General features: G+C 74.4%; 17 protein-coding genes. 9 read left to right on the top strand and 8 right to left on the bottom strand.

Annotated elements, in window-relative coordinates; translation table 11 throughout:
- Positions 1–83 precede the first annotated feature (83 nt).
- Entirely contained in the window at positions 84–257 is a 174-nt protein-coding gene (locus IE170_RS26025) for a hypothetical protein (protein ID WP_189811875.1), read from the top strand.
- Between the two features lie 429 nt (positions 258–686).
- Here IE170_RS26025 and IE170_RS26020 read toward each other — a convergent pair whose 3' ends face one another.
- The 3 genes from IE170_RS26020 to IE170_RS26010 form a co-directional block, all read right to left on the bottom strand.
- Entirely contained in the window at positions 687–1,418 is a 732-nt protein-coding gene (locus tag IE170_RS26020; protein WP_189811874.1) for a DUF7873 family protein, read from the bottom strand.
- 68 nt (positions 1,419–1,486) lie between these two features.
- Positions 1,487–2,296, bottom strand: a complete 810-nt coding sequence (locus IE170_RS26015) for an SGNH/GDSL hydrolase family protein (RefSeq protein ID WP_189811873.1) — start codon at positions 2,294–2,296, stop codon at positions 1,487–1,489.
- Complete coding sequence (locus tag IE170_RS26010; RefSeq protein ID WP_189811872.1) at positions 2,283–2,852, bottom strand: PadR family transcriptional regulator; 570 nt, start codon at positions 2,850–2,852, stop codon at positions 2,283–2,285. Before IE170_RS26010 ends, IE170_RS26015 begins: the two co-directional genes overlap by 14 nt.
- A 165-nt stretch (positions 2,853–3,017) precedes the next feature.
- On the opposite strand from IE170_RS26010, the gene IE170_RS26005 reads away from it, so the two are divergent.
- The 4 genes from IE170_RS26005 (at position 3,018) to IE170_RS25990 (ending at position 6,138) form a co-directional block, all read left to right on the top strand.
- A complete protein-coding gene (locus tag IE170_RS26005) occupies positions 3,018–3,458 on the top strand; it encodes a nuclear transport factor 2 family protein (protein WP_189811871.1) in 441 nt (146 codons plus the stop codon).
- Between the two features lie 213 nt (positions 3,459–3,671).
- Positions 3,672–4,781 (top strand): mechanosensitive ion channel family protein, encoded by a 1,110-nt coding sequence (locus tag IE170_RS26000; protein WP_189811870.1) that lies wholly within the window; start codon positions 3,672–3,674, stop codon positions 4,779–4,781.
- 113 nt (positions 4,782–4,894) lie between these two features.
- Entirely contained in the window at positions 4,895–5,323 is a 429-nt protein-coding gene (locus IE170_RS25995) for a DUF6153 family protein (protein WP_189811869.1), read from the top strand.
- Between the two features lie 152 nt (positions 5,324–5,475).
- Entirely contained in the window at positions 5,476–6,138 is a 663-nt protein-coding gene (locus IE170_RS25990) for a DUF305 domain-containing protein (RefSeq protein WP_189811868.1), read from the top strand.
- Positions 6,139–6,187: 49 nt separating this feature from the next.
- Here the strand turns inward: IE170_RS25990 and IE170_RS25985 are convergent, their stop codons facing one another.
- Positions 6,188–7,072 (bottom strand): alpha/beta hydrolase, encoded by an 885-nt coding sequence (locus tag IE170_RS25985; RefSeq protein WP_229885164.1) that lies wholly within the window; start codon positions 7,070–7,072, stop codon positions 6,188–6,190.
- A gap of 101 nt (positions 7,073–7,173) precedes the next feature.
- Between IE170_RS25985 and IE170_RS25980 the strand changes: the two genes are divergently transcribed.
- The 3 genes from IE170_RS25980 to IE170_RS25970 all read left to right on the top strand — a co-directional run bounded on the left by IE170_RS25980 (position 7,174) and on the right by IE170_RS25970 (position 8,990).
- Positions 7,174–7,641: a MarR family winged helix-turn-helix transcriptional regulator gene (locus IE170_RS25980; RefSeq protein WP_189811959.1), complete on the top strand. Its 468-nt coding sequence runs from the start codon at positions 7,174–7,176 to the stop codon at positions 7,639–7,641.
- A gap of 36 nt (positions 7,642–7,677) precedes the next feature.
- Positions 7,678–8,127 carry a hypothetical protein gene (locus IE170_RS25975; protein WP_189811867.1) on the top strand — a complete coding sequence of 150 codons (450 nt, stop codon included), beginning with the start codon at positions 7,678–7,680 and terminating at the stop codon, positions 8,125–8,127.
- Positions 8,128–8,222: 95 nt separating this feature from the next.
- Entirely contained in the window at positions 8,223–8,990 is a 768-nt protein-coding gene (locus tag IE170_RS25970; RefSeq protein WP_189811866.1) for a hypothetical protein, read from the top strand.
- 1,981 nt (positions 8,991–10,971) lie between these two features.
- On the opposite strand, the gene def is transcribed toward IE170_RS25970, so the two are convergent.
- The 4 genes from def to IE170_RS25950 form a co-directional block, all read right to left on the bottom strand.
- Positions 10,972–11,706 carry a peptide deformylase gene (def, locus tag IE170_RS25965; protein WP_189811865.1) on the bottom strand — a complete coding sequence of 245 codons (735 nt, stop codon included), beginning with the start codon at positions 11,704–11,706 and terminating at the stop codon, positions 10,972–10,974.
- 75 nt (positions 11,707–11,781) lie between these two features.
- The gene (locus IE170_RS25960) at positions 11,782–14,007 is read right to left on the bottom strand and encodes an FUSC family protein (RefSeq protein WP_189811864.1); all 2,226 of its coding nucleotides are present in this window, start codon (positions 14,005–14,007) and stop codon (positions 11,782–11,784) included.
- A 249-nt stretch (positions 14,008–14,256) separates the two neighbouring features.
- Complete coding sequence (gene fusA / locus IE170_RS25955; protein WP_189811863.1) at positions 14,257–16,404, bottom strand: elongation factor G; 2,148 nt, start codon at positions 16,402–16,404, stop codon at positions 14,257–14,259.
- Positions 16,405–16,928: 524 nt separating this feature from the next.
- Positions 16,929–17,912, bottom strand: a complete 984-nt coding sequence (locus IE170_RS25950) for an aldo/keto reductase (RefSeq protein ID WP_189811862.1) — start codon at positions 17,910–17,912, stop codon at positions 16,929–16,931.
- 120 nt (positions 17,913–18,032) lie between these two features.
- Here IE170_RS25950 and IE170_RS25945 point away from each other — a divergent pair, with 120 nt between their 5' ends.
- A complete protein-coding gene (locus IE170_RS25945) occupies positions 18,033–18,602 on the top strand; it encodes a TetR/AcrR family transcriptional regulator (RefSeq protein WP_189811861.1) in 570 nt (189 codons plus the stop codon).
- Positions 18,603–19,769: the final 1,167 nt, after the last annotated feature.

Raw genomic sequence — 19,769 nt, 5'->3', positions numbered from 1 at the left:
TCACTACTCTTCGTGTTTATCTTGCGCCATTCCGGTTACATCAGCAGGTGACGGACAATCAGCTCCCGACGGAAGGCAGGAACATGACCCTTGTCACCGCGCTCATCCTCGTCGCGGTCCTCGGCAGCATCGCCCTCCTTGCCCTGGCCCCGGCGGCACCCTCCGGGGACGACACGGGCCGCGAGGAGGCCCGCAAGGACACCCCCCGGTTGAAGACCGTCCCCGGCCAGCGGAACGCCCGCCACCACACCGGCTGACCGTGCCCCTCGGATGCCCGCAGGGGCACCGCGCAAACGTGGCGGAGCCCGGGAGCGGACCCAGCTCCCGGGCTCCTGTGTGCCACCCAATTGCGCACACCGGCGGCGTTTAAGGGTGCGGATCATCTTGAAGCCGACGTGTTCTGCCTTTGAACTACCGTGCCATGCAAGAGGCACAGGATGGACTTGAACCACCATCCGTCAGCGATCGTCCGCACCCGGTCGATCCGGTGTTCGGCGGCGAATACTGAGACTGGAGCAAGAATCTGAGATTGACGGGGCCGCCTCTGCCAGGTTTGGGCCACCCCGGCACGCAAATGCCGGGGGGAGGATTCGAACCTCCACGTTGACACCCCGAAGTCAGTTTCGACTTCAGTTTCAGCCTGCGCTTTCGCGCACCCTCCCGCTCGAAGGAGGGAGATCGGAAGACTACCCGAACAGGTAGCCGAACACGGCGTCGCCGACGCGCTGGTCGGCGACCTCGACGCCGTTGGCCTCTTCCCGGGCGAACTTGACGGCCTGCTGGAGCTTCTCGACGCGGTCGAGGAGCTCGTTCACGCGGCGGGCCGGCAGCGCTCCGGAGAACTTCACGGTCGTCCAGTAGCCGACGGGGACGTCCTCGTAGTACACCTCCACCTGGGCGGGGTGCTTGTCCGTGGCCTCCGCCTTGACGTGGTTGCGCGGCACCTTCTTGGTGCGGATGGTGCGCACCGGCTCCGTCTTCCAGGAGTCCGTCGACGGGTCGAGGGTCCAGGCCTCCGAGGCGTCCAGCACGGGCAGCTTGCGGACGAAGGTGTGCAGGTCGGTGAGCTGCTTCTCGAGGAAGAGCAGGTAGGGGACGGGCACCTGGGGCAGCAGGACCCTTCCGTCGACGACGACGTCGGCGGCGGCGGTGCGGTTGGCCCAGTCCTTCGTCGCGGTGACGTCGAACAGCCGCGTCAGCGTCGCCGCGGTGGCGCGCAGGACGTCCTCCGCCTTGACCTGGACCCGGGTGGACTCGGGCGGGAGCTGCTCGCCCTCCTCGTCCTTGGGCTGGTAGGTGCGGGATATGCCCGCGAGGAGGGCGGGCTTCTGGACGTCGTGGTGGGCGTCGGTCAGTTCCTGGAGGGACTTGGACTTGACGCCCTTCTCCACTGCGATGATCTGGTTCAGCTTCGGCACCCGGGGAACGTACCAGCGGAAACCCGCCGGCCACATCATCTTTTTTTCGTGGCGGCCCGGTCCGGGCCCTACAGGGGGCGCAGGTCGGGGCGTTTGGGGTGGCGGCCGGCGCCGGAGGAGCGTCCGCGGACGCGGCGGGCGAGCCACGGGCCGAGGAACCCGGCGGCCCAGCGGAGTTCGGCGGCGGCGGCCTGCGCACGGGTGGGCGGCGGCTGGGGCGGCAGGGGATGCGTCCAGGAGTCGTCGCAGCCGGGGACGCCGAGGGCGTGGGCGACGGCGGCGGCGATCCGCGCGTGCCCGACGGGGCTCGCGTGGAGCCGGTCCGGGCTCCACAGCCGCGGGTCGGTGACCACCGGGGGGCGGGCGGTCTCGGCGACGACCACCCCGTGTCGGCGGGCCGCCTCCCGGATGCGGTCGTTGAGGGCGGTGACGCGGGGCGCGAACGGCCGGGCGAGCGGGGTGATCCGCGAGATGTCGGGGAAGGTGACGGTCGCGACGCGGGCGCCCTGCGCGGTGAGCGCCGCGAAGACCGCCTCCAGGTCGCCGGCGACCTCGTCGGCGTCGAACCGGGGCCGCAGCAGGTCGTTCATGCCGGCGACGACGGTGGCCAGGTCGGGCCGCAGGGCGAGCGCAGGGGCGAGTTGCAGCGAGCGGACGTGCCCGGCGAGGCGGCCGCGGACGGCGAGGTTGGCGTATTCCAGGCCGGGGTTGTGCGGGGCGAGCAGCTCGGCGAGCCGGTCGGCCCAGCCGCGCAGCCCGGCGGTGTCGTCGCCGTCGCCGACGCCTTCGGTCTGGCTGTCGCCGAGGGCGACGTACCGCTTGCGCGGCCAGGGGGCGGGCGGCGGCGGGTCGGCGGGGCGCGGTTCAGCGGTCGGCACGGGCGGTCTGCCTTTCCCGGAGGACGGCGGCGGTGCGTTCGCACCACTGCTGGTTGACCTGCTCGTAGGCGAGGCCGGCGAGACAGGTGAGGTACGGGCCCACCCGTTCGCCGCGGCGGAGGAACTCCTCCTCGGTGCGGCTGCCGCGCATGGCCTCCAGGAGCCGGGTGAACAGCTCGGCCTTGGCGCGGGCGAAGCCGGCGCGCTCGGTGAGCTGCGCGATCAGGGGAGCGGTGTCCACGTGGTCGGCGGAGTGGACCTTGACGACGAGGTCGTCGCGCATGAAGGACGGCTTGGCGCTCTCGGCGGTGAACCGCTCCAGTTCCGCCAGCCCGGCACCGGTGACGGTGAACAGGCGCTTGTTCGGGCGGGAGTCCTGGACGACCTCCCGGCCGGCGACCAGGCCGTCCTTCTCCAGGCGGGCGAGTTCGGCGTAGAGCTGCTGGGGCAGGGCGTGCCAGAAGTTGGCCACGCCCATGCCGAAGGACTTGGCCAGCTGGTAGCCGCTCAGCTCGGCGTCGAGCAGGGCCGCCAGCACGGCGTGGCGCAGCGCCATGGGGTGCCTCCCGGGGGTCGCGGCGCCCTTCCTCCGCCCGCGCTCTGGGCAGGGACGCCGCCTCCATGGTACTCAAGAATCTGACTACTCACTTCCTTGAGTACGACCGAGGGCCGATCGCCCGATGACCGTGGGCCGACGGCCGTGGATGCACCTGGAGGGGCCTTGAACACAGCAGACCGTTTCCGAGCCGCCGTCGAAAGCCGCGACCACGCCGCACTGAAGGAGCTGTTCACCGAGGACGTCCGCTTCTACAGCCCGGTGAAGTTCACCCCGTTCGAGGGGCGCGCCATGGTCCTGGGCCTGTTCGGGGTCCTGCTGCGCATCTTCGAGGACTTCCGTTACGTGGGGCGCTTCGACGGCAGCTCCCGGACCAGCACCGACGGGGCCGAGACGGCGTCGGAAGTGCTGTTGTTCCGCACCACCGTGAACGGTCGCGAGATCCACGGCATCGACCTGCTGCACTTCGCCGAGGACGGCCGGATCAAGGAGTTCACCGTCATGGTCAGGCCGCAGTCCGCGGTCCACGCGCTGGGCGAGGCGGTGCTGGCCGGCCTGGTCGAGGACGGCCTGGTCCCGGCGGGCGGGAGCCCGGCCCGCGACTGACCGGGAGCGGTGGCGGGCCCCTCGCGTTGGGGCCCGCCACCACACCGGCGGCCCACCTGCGTCGCCGTTGCCGGGATACGGCAGGATGGCCGTTCGTTCCGGATGCGCACACGCATGCGACGAACTCTGCTGTACGGACGACGAACTGACAGGTGGCAAGGTGACGACGACTCATTTCCCGGCGCGGCTTCCGGCGGCAGCGGGGGGTGTCCGTTGACCCGGGGTCTCGTCCTGGGCGACTGGCTCGCGGCCGGCATCGCGCTCGCGGCGGGCGCCGTGGCCGCGCTCCTGCTGCGGGCCGTCCTCAAGCGGCTGGCGAAGCACGCCGCCAAGACCAGATGGGCGGGCGACGACGTCATCGTCGATGCCCTGCGCCCCGTCGCGCCGGGTGCGGCGCTGATCGCGGGCGCCGCGGTGGCCTGTTCGACGCTGCCGCTGACCGCCCGGTTCTCCGGCCTGGTCAACGACTCGCTGACGGCGCTGCTGGTCCTCATCGCCACGCTCAGCGCGGCCCGGGTGATCGCGGGCCTGGTGCAGTCGGTGGCGTCGTCGCGGACCGGCGTCGCCGGGTCGGCGAGCATCTTCGTGAACATCACGCGCGTCGTGGTGCTGGTGATGGGCTTCCTGGTCGCCCTCCAGACGATGGGCGTGTCCATCGCACCGCTGCTGACCGCGCTCGGCGTCGGCGGCCTGGCGGTCGCCCTGGCCCTGCAGGACACCCTCGCGAACCTGTTCGCGGGCGTGCACATCCTGGCGTCGAAGACGGTGCAGCCGGGCGACTACATCCGCCTCAGCAGCGGTGAGGAGGGCTACGTCGTCGACATCAACTGGCGCAACACGGTGGTCCGCAACCTCTCGAACAACCTGGTCATCATCCCGAACCAGCGACTCGCCCGCACGAACATGACCAACTTCACGCAGCCGGAGCAGCCGCTCACGATCCTCGTCCAGGCCGGCGTCGGCTACGAGAACGACCTGGACCGGGTGGAGCGGGTCACGCTGGAGGTCGTCGACGAGGTCATGGCCGAGGTGGGCGGCGCCCTCCCCGAGCACGAGGGCGCCGTCCGCTTCCACACGTTCGCCGACTCGCGGGTGAACTTCACCGTGATCCTGGGCGTCGGCGAGTTCAGCGACCAGTACCGGATCAAGCACGAGTTCGTGAAGCGGCTGCACCGGCGCTTCCGGTCCGAGGGCATCTCCATCCCCGCCCCCACCCGCACGGTCTCCGTCCGCGGCGACGACCCCCACGCGGCGCCGCTGCACGCCGCGGTCCCCCACCAGCGCGAGACGTCCCCCTCCCCGCTGGCCGACACGGCCCGCTGACGGCCCCGGCGCCCGCCCGCCGGTACGAGCCTGATCCGGGCGGGCGCGGGCCGGCGGAGGTACGGCGCGGGGGCCTCACGCCCGGCCCGCGGCCCTGCCCGTACGATGACCCCGTGACCAGGACCGGACAGCCGCTCGGCCCCCGCCCCGCGGGGCGTGCCTTCGTGCTGCTGGTGCTGCTGGTCCTGGCCGGCGTGCTCGGGATGCACGCCCTGCCGCCGAACCCGGCCGCGGCCGCGCCGCACACCGCCGCCGTGCAGACGGCGGACCGGCACGGCGGGCACACGCCGGCGACCGGCCCGGCGGAACCGGGCCCGGCGTCGGCCGACTGCTCGCACTCGGCCGACGGCTCCGGCCACCTGGCGCACGCCGACGCGACCTGCGCGGCGGCCGGCACGGCTTCCGCCTACGCGCCCCCCGCCCTGACCGCCGCGCTCGCCGGCGCCCCGCCCCCGCCGCCGCCCTCCGGGGTCGCGCCGGACGACGGCACGGCCGGCCGGGCCCCGCCCGACCTGGCGGAACTCCAACTCCTGCGGATCTAGAGCGGCCCGCGCGGCGCCCCTGCCCCGACAGCCGTCGGCGGCGGCCGCACCGCGCTCCGGCCCCTCGCCATCCGTTTCCCGCGCAGTCCCCGCGTACGGGCGCCCTCTCGGGCCGCTCCCCCGCCTCGGGCTGCGCAGCAAGGAGTTGCACCATGAGCAGCAAGCGTTCCCTCGCCCGCCGCACCGCGGCCGTCCTCGCGGCCGGAGCGGCCGCCCTCGCCCTGACCGCATGCGGCAGCGGCACCGCCGACGGCGACGCTTCCGCGGCCGGGCACAACGGGCACGGCCCCGCCTCCTCGCCGTCCGCCGCCCCGTCGGCGCCCGCCTCCGCGGCCGGGCACAACGCGGCCGACGTCGCCTTCGCCAAGGGGATGATCCCCCACCACCGGCAGGCGATCGAGATGGCCGACCTGGCCCCCTCGCGCGCCGCGTCACCGGAGGTGAAGAAGCTGGCCGAGGAGATCAAGAAGGCCCAGGACCCGGAGATCCGGACCCTGTCCGGCTGGCTCACCTCGTGGGGCGAGCAGCCGCCCGCCGAGGGCACCGCGGACCACTCCGGCCACGGCGGCCACGGCGGCGGCGCGGCCGGCATGATGACCGCCCAGGAAATGGAAGGCCTGAAGTCGGCGTCCGGGAAGGCCTTCGACACCGCCTTCATGGAACTGATGGTGAAGCACCACGAGGGCGCCGTGGCGATGGCCCGGACCGAGCAGTCCCAGGGCGCCTTCGCCGAGGCGAAGGCGATGGCCCAGGCGATCATCACCTCGCAGACCGCCGAGATCGCCCACATGCAGAAGCTCCTCGGGAAGGGCTGACGGGTCGGCCCGCCCGGCACCCGCCGGGCGGGCCGCCGCCGCCGCCCGTTCAGGCAGGGCCGTCGAGGAAGGCGCCGATCCGCGCCAACGCCTCGGGCGGCAGCCCCGTCGGCAGCGCGAAGTGCGTCAGCCCGGGGAGCGTCTCGACCCGGGCGTGCGGGACGGCCGCGCGGGCCCGGGCCGCGACGGCCTCGGCCCGGTGGGCTGCACTGCGCTCCGCCATCAGGACCAGCAGCGGCGCCCGCAGGGCGGAGGGGTCCGGGCGGCGGCCCGTCACCGGCCGCCGACCGGCGAAGGCCTCGGCCGCGTACGCGAACAGGCGCTTGCAGTCCGGGTCGGCGGCCGTACCGGCCGTTTCCCGGTCCACGTACGCGAGCGCCCGGGCGGCGGTCGGCCGCACCAGCACGGGCAGCGACCGCAGCAGGAACCCCGGGCGGAAGCCGGCGAAGCACTGCGTCGGGTCGAGCAGCACCAGCCGGTCCACGCGTTCGGGGCGCCGCAGGGCGTGGGTCAGGGCGATCCACGCCCCGTACGAGTGCCCCACCAGGTGAGTACGGCGGGCACCGAGGCCGTCCAGGAGCGCGTCCAGCCAGGCCGTCAGGTCGTCGGGGGTGCGCAGGGGCCGCCCCTGCGGGACGCTGCGCCCGGCGTCGCCGAGGATGTCCGCGGCCAGCACGCGGTGGCGCGCGCCGAGCGCGGCGGCGGTGTGGAACCAGACGGCGCCGGTGGCGCCGCCCCCGGGCAGCAGCAGCACGGGCGGGGCGTCGGCCGGTCCGTGGGCGTGCACGCGGGTGGCGCCGAAGGGCGTGGGGACGTCCAGCTCCTCGGTTCCCGCCGGCCAGCGGGCGAGCAGCGCGTCGTACGCGGCGGAGAACCGCGCACCGGCGGAGGCGCCCGGGGGTGACGGCACGGACAAGGGCAGGGGGTCGGACACGGCTGCCTCCCGACGGGCGACGACGATTGACCAATTCTCTCGCTGAGCGAGATAATAGCCAAGTGAGCGATTCCCCGACGCCTCTGCCCGACGGCCGCGAGATGCAGCTGGTCCACCTGCTGCGCGCGGTCACCGTGGAGTTCGACCTGCGCGGCGCCGAGTTCGCCGCGGGCCACGGCCTGCACCCGACCGACCTGCGCGCGCTGATCTTCCTGCTGGACGCCGATCGCGCCGGTACCCGCGCCACCTCGGGCCGGCTCGGCGCGGCCCTGCGGCTGAACTCGGCCGGCGTGACCTCGCTCGTCGACCGCCTGGAGCGGCAGGGGCTGGTCCGCCGCAGCCGCGACGACCGGGACCGCCGGCGCGTACTGCTGTCGGTGGAGCCCAAGGCGGTGGACCTGGGATGGTCCTTCTTCGGCCCGCTCATCGGCCGCCTGGTCGACGCGGCCGCCGGCTTCACCACCGGCGAGCTCGACGTCGTCCACCGCTACCTGAGCGCCGCGCTCGGGGCGGCATCGGAGCCCGAGCCGGCAGCGCAGACACCTCAAGGCCCCGACGCCGCTGTGTAGCCTGTCGACCTGTTCGAACGAGCCCGGGGGACGCGGATGGACATCGAAGGAACGCATGCAGCGATCCGGCTCCCCGAGGGGAACTGGTGGGACTGGGACGTGATCGCCTGGGACGGTGCGCAGCTCAGGCTCGCCGCCGGTCACGACCTGGCCTACCACCACGGCCTGGAGCTGATATTCGGCTCTCCGTTCTTCGTCTGCTGCCCGTCGGCGTTCTACGACCCGACCTTCCGTGCACCTACGGCGGACGAACTCCACAGGGCCACGCGCCAGTTCGGCGAGACGCCGCCCGTCGTGGTCGCCTTCGAGGCCGACGCGGGCGGGCAGGAACCCGTCTCGTGCCTGATCGCCGCTGAACGGCTCGATATCGTCGAGGAATCCGTCCTGCGGTACTGGCGCGAGGACGCCGGCCCGGATCAGCGCTTCGCCCCCTGGGTGCGGCCCCCGCACCGGCAAGCGGCTCCTGAGCCCGAGTGGCGCCCGTGACGCGTGGGAACCGCTTCGGTGCGTGCCGCGTGGTTGCTGCGGGAACGGCAGGACCGCCGGGGCCCGTGAGAGCCGAGGCGGAAGGGCATGACGGCATGACCAGCGACAACGAGGAACCGGGAAGAACGACCCCGCCCGCCTGGCCGGGCTTCCGCTCGGCGCCCGACCGGGGCGTCGCCCCCGGGCAGCGCCTGGTGTTCCCCGCCCCCGTGCCGGCCGCGCTGCGCGTGCTCGGGGATCCCGTCCGTGCGGTGGACTGGCCGGCCCGCCCGGCGTTCCGCAGCTCGCGTCTCGCCCTGCTCGACACCCTGTGCCACTGGCAGACGGTGCGGGTGCTGGCGTACGTACGCACCCTCGCCGCCGGGGCCGCGGACGCCCGGCTCCTGGAGGGCGTGCGCGTCGTGCCCGGCCCGGAGACCGCGGCCCACCCCGACGCGCCCGCCCTCGTGGAACGCCTGGAGGCGGCCGCCCTCGGGCTGCCGCCCCTCCTGCTGGACGCAGTCGTCCGCGACGCCGGCCGGCTCGTCGCCCACCACCGCTTCTCGGCCCCGATCGTCGCCGCGGGCCTCGCCTCGGACTCACGGCCTGCGGACACCGACGAAGCCGCGGCCCGGGCGGGCGTCCTGGCCGGCTACTGGTACGAAACCCCCGCCCTGCGGGGCGGACTGGCCCTGGCCGGAAGCGCGAACGGGTTCGTCGGCTCCTGGCTGTGGTGGTCCGCGAGCTTCACGTACGGCGACCCCGCGGGCGGCATCGGCATCACCACCGACCCGCCGTCACCCTTCCCGCCCGCCTCCGCACTCCCCGCCTGGGCGGCCCCCCTCCTCACCGCGGCGGCGGCCGGGCACACGGACGGCGCGTAGCGCGGGCGGCCTCGCGGAACGGGGTGGTGGGGACAAGAGCCGACAACTCGGGGCCGGCGGGCAGGCGGCGGGGCCCGGGGGCGGAAGCCGGCCGGTCGGGAACGGGAGAGACAGGGGACGCGGGATGGCGGGAGCCGGCCGGTCGGGGGCGGAAGCGACGGCGGAACCCGGGGTGATCCGGAGCCGATCGATCGGGGTCGGGGGTGCGGCGGCGGGGGTGAGGGTTGGGGTAGCCGATCAGCCGGCATCAGGGGTGGTTCTGGGGGTGTCCCCGGCAGTTGATGGTGTCCGGGGCGTGCCGGTCCCTCAAGGGCGCTCCCTTTCGGTCGCGTCGCTGCGCGATGGCCCTTGCGGGCCACCCTTGACCGACCGACCCGCCCCGGAGGCATTTTTTCTGCCGGGACGCCCCCAGGGGAACGGCCAGGGGGGAGGGTGAGGCATACGGGCGCATCACAGCGCTTTCTCTCCCGCCCCAGAGCCCCCTTTCGACCCACCGGCATCAACCGATGCGCCGACGGGAGCCCGGGGGCTCTGACGTCGGGAAACGATGACCAGAGCATCATCCGGAGACAGAAGCGCCCCAGATCGCTACGCGGGCGTCCTTTGCTCAGCGTCCGGCGGCCGTCATGGGCAAGGAGGCGCGGTCAGATCGCTACAGAGCCGGGTTCCTTCGGCGTCCGCCGGCCGTCGACGGATGGGCGGCGCGTCAGATCGCTACACAGCCCGGTCTTTCGGCGTCCGGCGGCCGTCAGGGGCGGGGCACGCCAGATCGCTCGAGGACGGCGTTTGTTCGACGTCCGACGGCCGTCAACGGCCGGGCAGCCCGACAGAACGCCACACGGCCCGGCTTCTTCGACGTCCGACGGCCGTCAACGGCCGGGTAGCGCGACAAAGCAGTGCGTGGGCGCCGTCGGCGTAGCGTTCGGCGGCCGTGAGGGGCGGGGCAGATCAAATCGTTCGCCGGCGGCGTTTGCTCGTTTGGCGGGTGGCTACGTGCGTGGGCTGCGAAGCGCCCAGGATCACTGCGCGCTTCTGCCTTTTCGGCGGCTTGGGGCTGCCCTGGGCGCGCAGCGACCCCGTCCCGATCCATGCCTCCAGCAGGGCCGCGAAGCGCCCCTGATCGCTGCGGATGCTCTGTTCGTCGGCGGCCGACGCCCGTCCTGGGCGGCGAAGCGCCACCGGAACGCTACAGGGCCGCCCTTTGCCGGCGGCCGGCCGCCGGAGGCAGTCGCAGGCAGCGAGGTCGGGCGCTTCGCGGCCCAAGACGGCCGCCGCCGCCGAAACGGCGGAAGCGTGCAGGGAGCTGGGGTGCTTCTCCGCCCCAGGCGGCGGGCGGGCGCAAGGCGGGGGCCAGACGCCGAGCAGACGGCAGGGTGTATCGAGCTGATGCGCCTCCCAGCCCGGGACGGCCGCCGGACGCTGAGCCGAGGGCGCCCATGTAGCGATCTGTCGCGCTCCTGTCTCCGGATGATGCTCTGGACGTCGTTTCCCTGCGTCAGAGCTTCTCCGGGCTCCTGCCGACACGACTGCGGATGCCGGTGGGACGAAATGTGCCTGCCGGGGCGGGAGAGAAGGCTCCCTGATGCGCCCGTATGCCTCATGATCCCTCCAGGTCATTCCCCTGGGGGCGTCCCGGCAGAAAAAATGCCTCCGGGGCGGGTCGGTCGGTCAAGGGTGGCCCGCAAGGGCCATCGCGCAGCGACGCGACGACGAAGGAGGAGCGCCCTTGAGGGACCGGCCCGCCCCGGACACCATCAACTGCCGGGGACTCCCCCAGTCGCCCTTCCGACCCCGGCCGATCGGCTCCCGCCGCCCCCACCCCCGCCGCCGCGCTCCCGACCCGACCGGCCGACTCCCGCCAAACCCCACCCCGCGCCGCCACGCCTCCGACCCCGACCCATCGGCTCCCGCCATCCCGCACCAGCCGCCGCGCTCCCGACCCGACCGGCCGACTCCCGCCAAACCCCGCCCCGCCGGGCCTTCAGCGGCCCAGGAGTTGGGCGCGGGTCAGGCGGGCTGCGCGGACCGTTTCGGCGTTCTCGGCCATGTCCGCCAGGCAGCGGGCGCGCTGGTCGGGGGTCAGGCGGTCGGTGTACAGGGTGCCGTCGAGGTGGTCGGTCTCGTGCTGGAGGCAGCGGGCGAAGAACCCGGTGCCCTCCACGACGACCGGGTTGCCGTCCTTGTCGCTGCCCCGGACGACGGCGCGGCCGGCGCGGGCCAGCTCGTGGCGGGCGCCGGGCACCGAGAGGCACCCTTCCGCCCGGACGACGGCCGGGGCGGCGGGATCCGTACCGCCGCCGGCCGTGTCCGGGAGCGGGTCGAGGACCGGGTTGCACACGTGGCCGATGTGGCGGACGCCGTCGTCGTCGGGGCAGTCGTACACGAACACCCGCAGGTTCACGCCGATCTGGTTGGCGGCGAGGCCGACGCCGCGGGCGGCGTGCATGGTGAAGAACATGTCGTCGACGAGCCGGGACAGCTCCGGCGTTCCGAACCCGGTGACGTCGGCGCACCGCCGGTGCAGGATGTCGGCGCCCACCTCGGTGATCGGCCGGAACGCGCCCCGCAGTGCCTCCGGCGGCAGCGGCCGCTCGGCGGCCGCCTCCCGGGGAGCGGCCGGCGGGCTGGGGGGCGGGGTGTTCGGGCCGGTCGGCACGGTCGGGTCGGTCAGGTCGGTCGGCACGGCCGGGTCGGTCGGGTCGGTCGGGTCCGGCATGCGGGCGCCGCCTTTCGGGGGAGGTCGAGGAGCGAAGTATCGCCCGGCCCACCGCACGCCCGCGCCCCGGGCGGGTCAGTTCCGGGCGGTTCCCGTGATGTGTTCGAGGTCGGTGATCAGGGAGTCCAGCCAGAACACCGTCATGTAGTAGAGGCGCGGCGCTCCGTCCGGCTGGGCGGCGAAGCCGTCGAACGCCGGATCCCGCAGTGCGACCGGTGCGGCCGGGGTGTCGCCGCCCGGGTCGAGCGCCGCCGACACCAGCAGCATGCGGCCGGCGACCCGGTCGCCCAGCCGGGTCACGGCCGCGGCCGCATCGGGGCCGAGCGGGGGCACGGTGACCGGCCCGGGCTGCGGCTGCGGGGGCTCCATCAGCCGGTCCGACCCCCACAGGGTGTGGTGCCCGGCCATGACGGTGGCCTGCCAGTCCGGCTCCGGTACGGGGCCGGACCGGCCCGCCCCGCCCGGCTGCCCGGCGTGGCCCCGGTGCCCGTACGACCCCTCCGGCTCGCTCTGGTACTGGGCGAACGCCGATTCGGCGAGAATCAGCGAGTGCCGCAGCGAGCGGTGCCCCGGCACCGCCGGCTGCACCTCACGTACGCCGCCCCCGGCGACCGCGGCAGTCGTCGCCACGACGATCTCCGCCGCCCCGCGCATCAGCACGGCCGCCGAGCGCTGGAGCTCCTCGTGCGCGCCGCGCGGCCACGCGAGCAGCCCGAACACCGCGCCGATCGCGCTGCCGATCAGCACGTCCACCAGCCGCAGCTCCGCGAGCTGCCAGGTAGCCGGGGCGAGCTGCGCGAACACCAGGGCGATGGTCACCGTGAACATCGCCTGCGCCCACCCGACGCCCTTGACCGGCCCGAGTGTGAAGGTCAGCAGCATGACGGGCGCCAGGGCGATCGCGTACACGGTGGTGTCGGTCCCGACGGCGGCCAGCAGCACGGCGGCCAGGAGCGCCCCCGCGAGCGTGCCGGTCAGGGCGAGCCGGACCGTCGTCCGGGTCTCGCGGACCGTCGTCCGGGTCAGCGTCAGGGCCGCGAGGGTGGCCCAGAAGCCGTGCGGGAGGGTGTCCAGTCCGGCGACCGTGCGGGCGGCGGCCAGGGCGAGGCTGATCCGGACCGCGTTCTGGAAGAACACCGAGCGGCGCCCCGCGTGACCCTCCAGCCGCATCCACCACAGCCGGGGAGCTCGCATGCGGGCGTACCAGAAGCGCATCGGCGGCGGGTCGGGGGCGGCGGCCCGGCCGCGTACGGAGATCGCGGCGGCCGTGGACATGGCAAGCGCGGCGTCGGCCGCCTCGATGAGGCCCGCGTACCAGCGCAGCACCGCCACCCGCTCCGGCGGGTGCGGGGCCCCCGGTGCCGGACCGGCCGCGGCCGGTTCGGGGTGCGTGTCCACCAGCGCGGCGCGGGCCCGCGCCAGCCCCTCCCGGGCGCCGGTCGCCGGCGCGGCGCCCCGCAGGCACGCCGCGGTCTCCTCGGCGGTCCGCCGCACGGCCTCCAGCATCTCCCGGCCGGGCTGCGCCGGCCCCGTCCCGCCCGGCGGCTCGGGCAGCCGGACGAGCCGGGCGAGCAGGGTCCGCGCCGACAGCCCGGTCTGCGACAGGGCCCGCTCGTGGACGCCAGGCCCGGCGGGCCGGTCGGCCTCCGCGACGTTCATGGGCCGCAGCGAGCCGATCGCCGCCTCCGCGTCCCGCGCGCGCTGCTCCGTGAGCCGCCAGGGCGGGGCGGCGAGCTCGCGGAGGCACGCCTGCGCGGTGTCGGCGGCGCGGGCGGCGAGCTCCCGGTAGGGGACGGTCGGCGGATCGGGGAAGAGGCACGCCTCGGCGAGGATCAGGAGCAGCAGGCCGGCGGTGGTGCCGACGAGCCGCTCGTCGAGCGAGCCCGGATCGTAGGGCGGGAACGACGGCAGGATGTACAGCAGCTGCAGGCCCGGCGCCGCGCCCGCGGCGCGGGGGCCGCCGGCCGCGACGAAGGCGAGCGCGAAGCCGATGACGAGCATGCCGGCCACGGCGGTCCACGTACGCACCGCCAGGTACGTGCCGACGGCCACCAGCAGCCAGCACGCCGGCACCAGCCGCACCAGCACCGCGGCACGCTGCCGCCCCGTGCCCGGGATCCGGGACAGCCCGGCCATCGACACCGCCGCGAACAGGGCGTACGTGGCCGCCACCGTCGCTTCGAAGCCGTACAGGAACAGGTAGAAGCCGGCCCCGGCGGCGAGGGTGACCCGGCCCGACCTGCGGGCGGCCGCGGCGTAGCGCGCGGCGATCCGCTTGCGGGGGACACCGGCGGAGCCCATGCCACCAGGATCACGTACCCCCACCGGAACGGCACGCCGCGCCCCGGCTGCGGGGACGCCGCCGCGGGGGCTGCGCGGTACCCCGAGCACCGGCCCCGGCTTGGGCCCCCGGCCCCCGGCCCGGACCTCGGCACCTGGCCCCGGCCCGGACCCTCGGCGCCGGCCCGCGGCTCCCCGCCCTCGGCCCCCCGGCCCGCGGCTCCCCGCCGCCGCGCCCGTGCACGGCGGCGGGGGCCGAGAAGCGGCCCGTCAGCCGGCCAGGACCTGAGCCGCGACCGTCTCCGGCACCGGGGCGAGCCCGGCCGGCCGGGTCGTGAAGGTGCCGCGGCCCTGGGTCCGCCCGCGCAGCCGGGACGCGTACCCGAACAGCTCCGCCAGCGGCACCACGGCCGTGACCGCCGTGGTCCCGGACCGGCTCTCGGATCCGGACACCCGGCCGCGGCGCGATGCGAGGTCGCCGAGGACCGTGCCGACGGCCTCGTCCGGGACGGTGGCCACGACCTCGGCCACCGGTTCCAGCAGCCCCATCGCGCACTGCCGCAGCGCCGCCCGCAGCGCGGCCCGCCCGGCGGTGCGGAACGCCATCTCCGAGGAGTCCTTGGAGTGCGTCGCCCCGTCGGTGAGGGTTACCCGCAGGCCCGTCACCGGGTGGCCGCCCAGCGGCCCGTCGGCGAGCGCGTCCCGGCAGCCGGCCTCGACGGCGCGCACGTACTCCTGCGGCACCCGCCCGCCGACGACCGTCGAGCGGAACTCGAAGGCCGTCTCGGGTCCGGCGGCCGCACCGTCCAGCGGCTCGACGTCGATGACGAGGTGCGCGAACTGGCCCGCCCCGCCGTCCTGTTTGACGTGCCGGTGCACGAGGCCCGTCACGCCGCTCAGGACGGTCTCCCGGTACGACACCTGCGGCCGGCCCACGGCGGGGTCGAGACCGTGGTCGCGGCGGATCTTCTCCACCGCGACCTCCAGGTGGAGTTCGCCCATCCCGGACAGCACGGTCTGGCCGGTCTCGGCGTCGCTGCGCACGCGCAGCGACGGGTCCTCCTCCGCCAGCCGGGCCAGCGCGGCCGCCAGGCGGCCGGTGTCGGTGCTGCGGCGCGCCTCGACGGCGACGGACACCACCGGGTCGGCGACGACGGGAGGTTCGAGGAGCAGCGGTGCCTGCGGCGCGCACAGCGTGGTGCCGGCGCGGGCGGCCTTCGGCCCGACGACGGCGACGATGTCGCCGGCGCGCGCCTCGTCCAACTCCGTGTGCCGGTCGGCCTGGACGCGCAGGATGCGCGCGACGCGCTCGGTGCGGCCGGTACTCGTGTCCAGCACGGTGTCCCCCTTCCTCAGGGTGCCGGAGTAGATGCGTACGAAGGTGAGGCGGCCGGTGGCGGTCACCGAGACCTTGAAGGCGAGCGCGGCGACCGGCCCGCCGGCGTCGGGGTGGCGCTCCTGGTCGGCGCCGTCCGCGGCGGTGCCCCGCACGGGCGGCATGTCGTCGGGCGACGGCAGGTAGGCGGCGACGGCGTCGAGGAGCGGCTCCACCCCGCGGTTGCGGTAGGCGGACCCGCACAGGACGACCGTGCCGGAGCCGTCGAGGGTCGCCGTCCGCAGGGCCCGGGCGAGGGCCCCGTCGCTCAGGGTGCCGGTGGCGCAGAACTCCTCCAGGGCTTCCGGATCGAGTTCCGCAACGGCCTCCTCCAGCAGACGCCGGCGGCGGAGGGCCTCGGCGCGCAGGCCGGGCCCGCCCTCGGCGTCCCACTCGGCCTCCGCGAGCGTCCGGCAGGTGTCGGAGCCGGGGGGCCAGAGCAGGGCGCGCATGCGGACCAGGTCGACGATGCCGGCGAAGCCGTCCTCCCGCCCGATCGGCAGCTGCGCCACGAGCGGGACGGCGCCGAGCCGGTCGCGCAGCGACCGTGCCGCCGTGTCGAGGTCGGCGCCCGCCCGGTCCATCTTGTTGACGAACGCGATCCGCGGGACGCCGTGCCGGTCCGCCTGGCGCCACACCGACTCGCTCTGCGGCTCGACGCCGGCGACGGCGTCGAAGACGGCGACCGCCCCGTCGAGGACGCGCAGGGAGCGCTCGACCTCGTCGGCGAAGTCGACGTGGCCGGGCGTGTCGATGAGGTTGATGCGGTGGCCCGCCCAGGAGCAGCTGACGGCCGCGGCGAAGATGGTGATCCCGCGGTCGCGCTCCTGCGCGTCGTAATCGGTGACGGTGGTGCCCTGGTGCACCTCGCCGCGCTTGTGGACGGCGCCGGTGGCGAACAGGATCCGCTCGGTGACCGTCGTCTTGCCCGCGTCGACGTGGGCGAGGATGCCGATGTTGCGGACGGCGGCAAGGGCGGGACGGGCGGTGGCGGTGCGGGTGGTGGCGGTGGTGGTGGCGAGGGAACGCCGGCTGGTGCGCATGGCCCGGCCTTTCGGATGGTGCGGCTGCTTGGGCTGCGCGATTCCCTGACGCATGGCGGGATGCGGCTCCGGATGCCGATCGGCATCCGGTTCCGCTTCCGATTCCGGCTCCACTCAGGCGACACACCCGCCGAGCCGCGAACGGCCGCGCCGCAGCGGGGCGGGGCAGGGTGGGGTGGGGCGGAGGGCGGACCGGGCCGGGGCTGGGCCCCGGCCCGGCGGGCCTGGCGGCCCCGCCGGACCGGAAGTGCGTCAGGACGTGCGGTGTCGGCCGCGCAGCGGACACCGCGCGGCCCGGGACACCGGGATCACGTCGTACCGGGACGGGAGAACGAAAACGACGGTGCGCCGACGGCACATGGTCTGTTCCCCTTCTCTGCTCGGCGACGTGCGAACCGCCAACACGGCGGCGGATGCGCCGGGTTGTTCGAATGCGGCGCGCGGTGCGAGTCTAGGGAGCGGCAGGGGGCGGGGCACCCGATTTAATTCCGCCATGGTCCACGGGTGCTCCTGCTCCCGGCGGGTCAGCCGTCCAGGTTGGCCATCAGCTCCGGCGCGTACCGGTCGCCGGAGGCGATGCCCCGGGGTGCGACTGCCTCGATGGCCGCGATGTCCTCGTCCGTGATGGTCACGCCGGTCGCGGCGATGTTCTCCTCCAGGTAGCGGCGGCGCTTCGTCCCGGGGATCGGCACCGCGCCCTGCCTGAGGACCCATGCCAGGGCCAGCTGGGACGGGGTGACCGACTTGGCGTCGGCCAGTCGCTTCACCTCCTCGACGACGGCGAGGTTGCGGCGGAAGTTCTCGCCCTGGAAGCGCGGGTCGGTACGGCGGAAGTCGTCCTCGGCGAAGTCGTCGGGGCTGGTGATCGCGCCGGAGAGGAAGCCGCGGCCGAGCGGGGAGTAGGCGACGAGGCCGATGCCGAGCTCGTCGAGGGCGTCCCGTACGCCGTTCTCCTCCAGGCCGCGCTCGAAGAGCGAGTACTCGGTCTGCACGGCGGTCAGCGGGTGGACGGCGTGCGCGCGGCGGATGGTGGCCGCCGCGGCCTCGCTGATGCCGAGGTAGCGGACCTTGCCGGCGGTGACGAGCTCCGCCATGGCGCCGATGCTCTCCTCGATCGGGACGGCGGGGTCGACGCGGTGCAGGTAGTACAGGTCGATGTAGTCGGTGCCGAGGTGGCGCAGGGACCGCTCGGCAGCGCGGTGGATGTACTCGCGTCCGCCGTTGTGGCCGCCGCGGGTGCCGTCATCGGCGATCTCGATGCCGGTCTTGGTGGCGATGACGACCTGCTCGCGGCGGCCGGCGACGGCCTTGGCGAGGAGCTGCTCGTTGATGAAGGGGCCGTACGTCTCGGCGGTGTCGAGCATGGTGACGCCGAGTTCGAGGGCTCGGTGGATGGTGGCGAGGGACTCGGCCTCGTCCGTGGCGCCGTAGTAGGCGCTCATGCCCATACAGCCGAGGCCTTCGGCTCCGACACGAAGGCCCTGGGTTCCGAGTGCGCGCATTTCCATGGGGTGCTCCTGAGGGGGTGGGGCGGGGGGCCATGCATAACTAACCAGTTACCTACTCACCATGCACGGCCGTTCCAGTGGTTGTCAATAACTGGATAGTTACTTGCTAGCCTGGACGTCATGGCACGTGATTCCAGCGCAACGAAGGCCCGCATCCTCGCGGCCGCCTTCGACGAGTTCGCCGAGTACGGTATCGCCGGCGCCCGGGTCGACCGCATCGCCGACACGGCCGGGGCGAACAAGCGGATGATCTACGTCTACTACGGCAACAAAGAGCAGCTCTTCGACCAGGTCCTGCAGGAGGCCATGGAGCAGGGCGCGGAATCCGTCCCCTTCGACCCGGAGAACCTGCCCGCCTACGCCGGGGCGGTCTTCGACCACCTCACGGCGGACCCCCGCCTGATGCGCCTGGTGATGTGGAAGCGCCTGGAGCGCCCCACGGCGACGCCCCCGGAAGCCGAGGCGTACGCACGCAAGAACACGGCCCTGAAGGAGGCCCAGCGGTCGGGCCGCGTGGACCCCACGCACGATGCATCGGACATCCTGACTCTGGTCATCGCCCTGGCCCAGGCCTGGTTCACCACGGCAACCGAACCCCCCACCCCGGCCCACCGCGCGGCGGTGGTGGACGCGGTGACCCGCCTGGCAGAACCGCGGCCGGGGGCGGCGGAGGGCGACGGGGCGGGGTAAGGCGCGAGGCGGCGGGGTGGGCGGGAGGCCCGGGGGCGGGACCGGCCACGGCGTCGGGGCGGCGGGGCGGCGGGGCGGCGGGGCGGCGGGAGCCCGCAGCCGGGACGGATTGCAACATCGGAATACGGCGAGCGGGAGGACCGGAGCCGGGGTCGGGACGTGGCCCTGGGGCTGCCCGTCAGTCCCATCGTCCTTCCGGTGCGGGCCGCCCTGTCAAGGGCGCTCCCTGCGGTCGCGTCGCTTCGCGATGGCCTGACGGCCACCCTTGACAGAACGACCCACCCCGGAATGCCGAAAGACTGCCGGGAAGCCCCAGGGGGAATGGCAGGGGGGACCTCGATGCCCAGACCCCCGCCAGAGCCGCGCCGACCCATCCCGCCCGCCCTGTCCCCCAAGGCCACAGCGAGGCTGCAATCCGTATCCGGCCAGCCGTGGCAGCACCAACCGCCGCCCAGACCATCATCCGAAGACACCCCGCCCCAGATCGCTTCGTGCCTGACCTCGGCCGGCGCCTGGCGGCCGCCAGTGGCGGGGGCGCGTCAGATCGCTACATATGCGGGCCTGGCCGGCGCCTGACCGCCGTCCGGGCGGAAAGGCGCGTCAGACCGCTACACAAGCCGACCTGCTCGGCGCCTGGCCGCCGTCCCGAGCGAGGACGCACGTGGGATTGCCGCGCGCGTCGGTCCTCTCGGCGACCCGTCGCCATCCGGGGCGAGCAGGCGCGTCAGACTGCAACATCTGCCGGTCTGCTCCGAGCCCGACCGCCGGCAAAGGCGGCGAAGCGCCCCGGTTTGCCCCGTGCTCGTCACGTCTCGGCGCCTGACCGCCGCGGTGGTGGGCCGCGAAGCGCCCACTCGCTGCTTGAATCGTTGCTTTCGGCGGCTCAAGGCCGTCGGGGCGCGAAGCGCCCCACCTTGCTGCCCTCTCCTACCATCTCGGCTACAGACGGCAAGCAGCCAGGCAGCGTCAGCGCTGCCCACACCTGCAACCCGGCGGTCAGCCGCCGAACCGGCGGCGCCCCTGTAGCGATCTGACGCGCCGCCCGGCCCCGGACGGCCACCAGACGCCGAGCAAACCCGGGCCACGTAGCGATCTGGGGCGCTTCCGTCTCCGGATGATGCTCTGGTCGTCCTTTCGTGCGGCCACAGCCTCCCGACCGCCGAAAAG

This window comes from Streptomyces toxytricini, assembly GCF_014649915.1.
In the GTDB taxonomy this organism is placed as follows: Bacteria; Actinomycetota; Actinomycetes; order Streptomycetales; family Streptomycetaceae; genus Streptomyces; species Streptomyces toxytricini.
The sequence above is the reverse complement of the archived record's forward strand: the minus strand, read 5'-3'. Positions and strand labels throughout refer to the sequence as shown.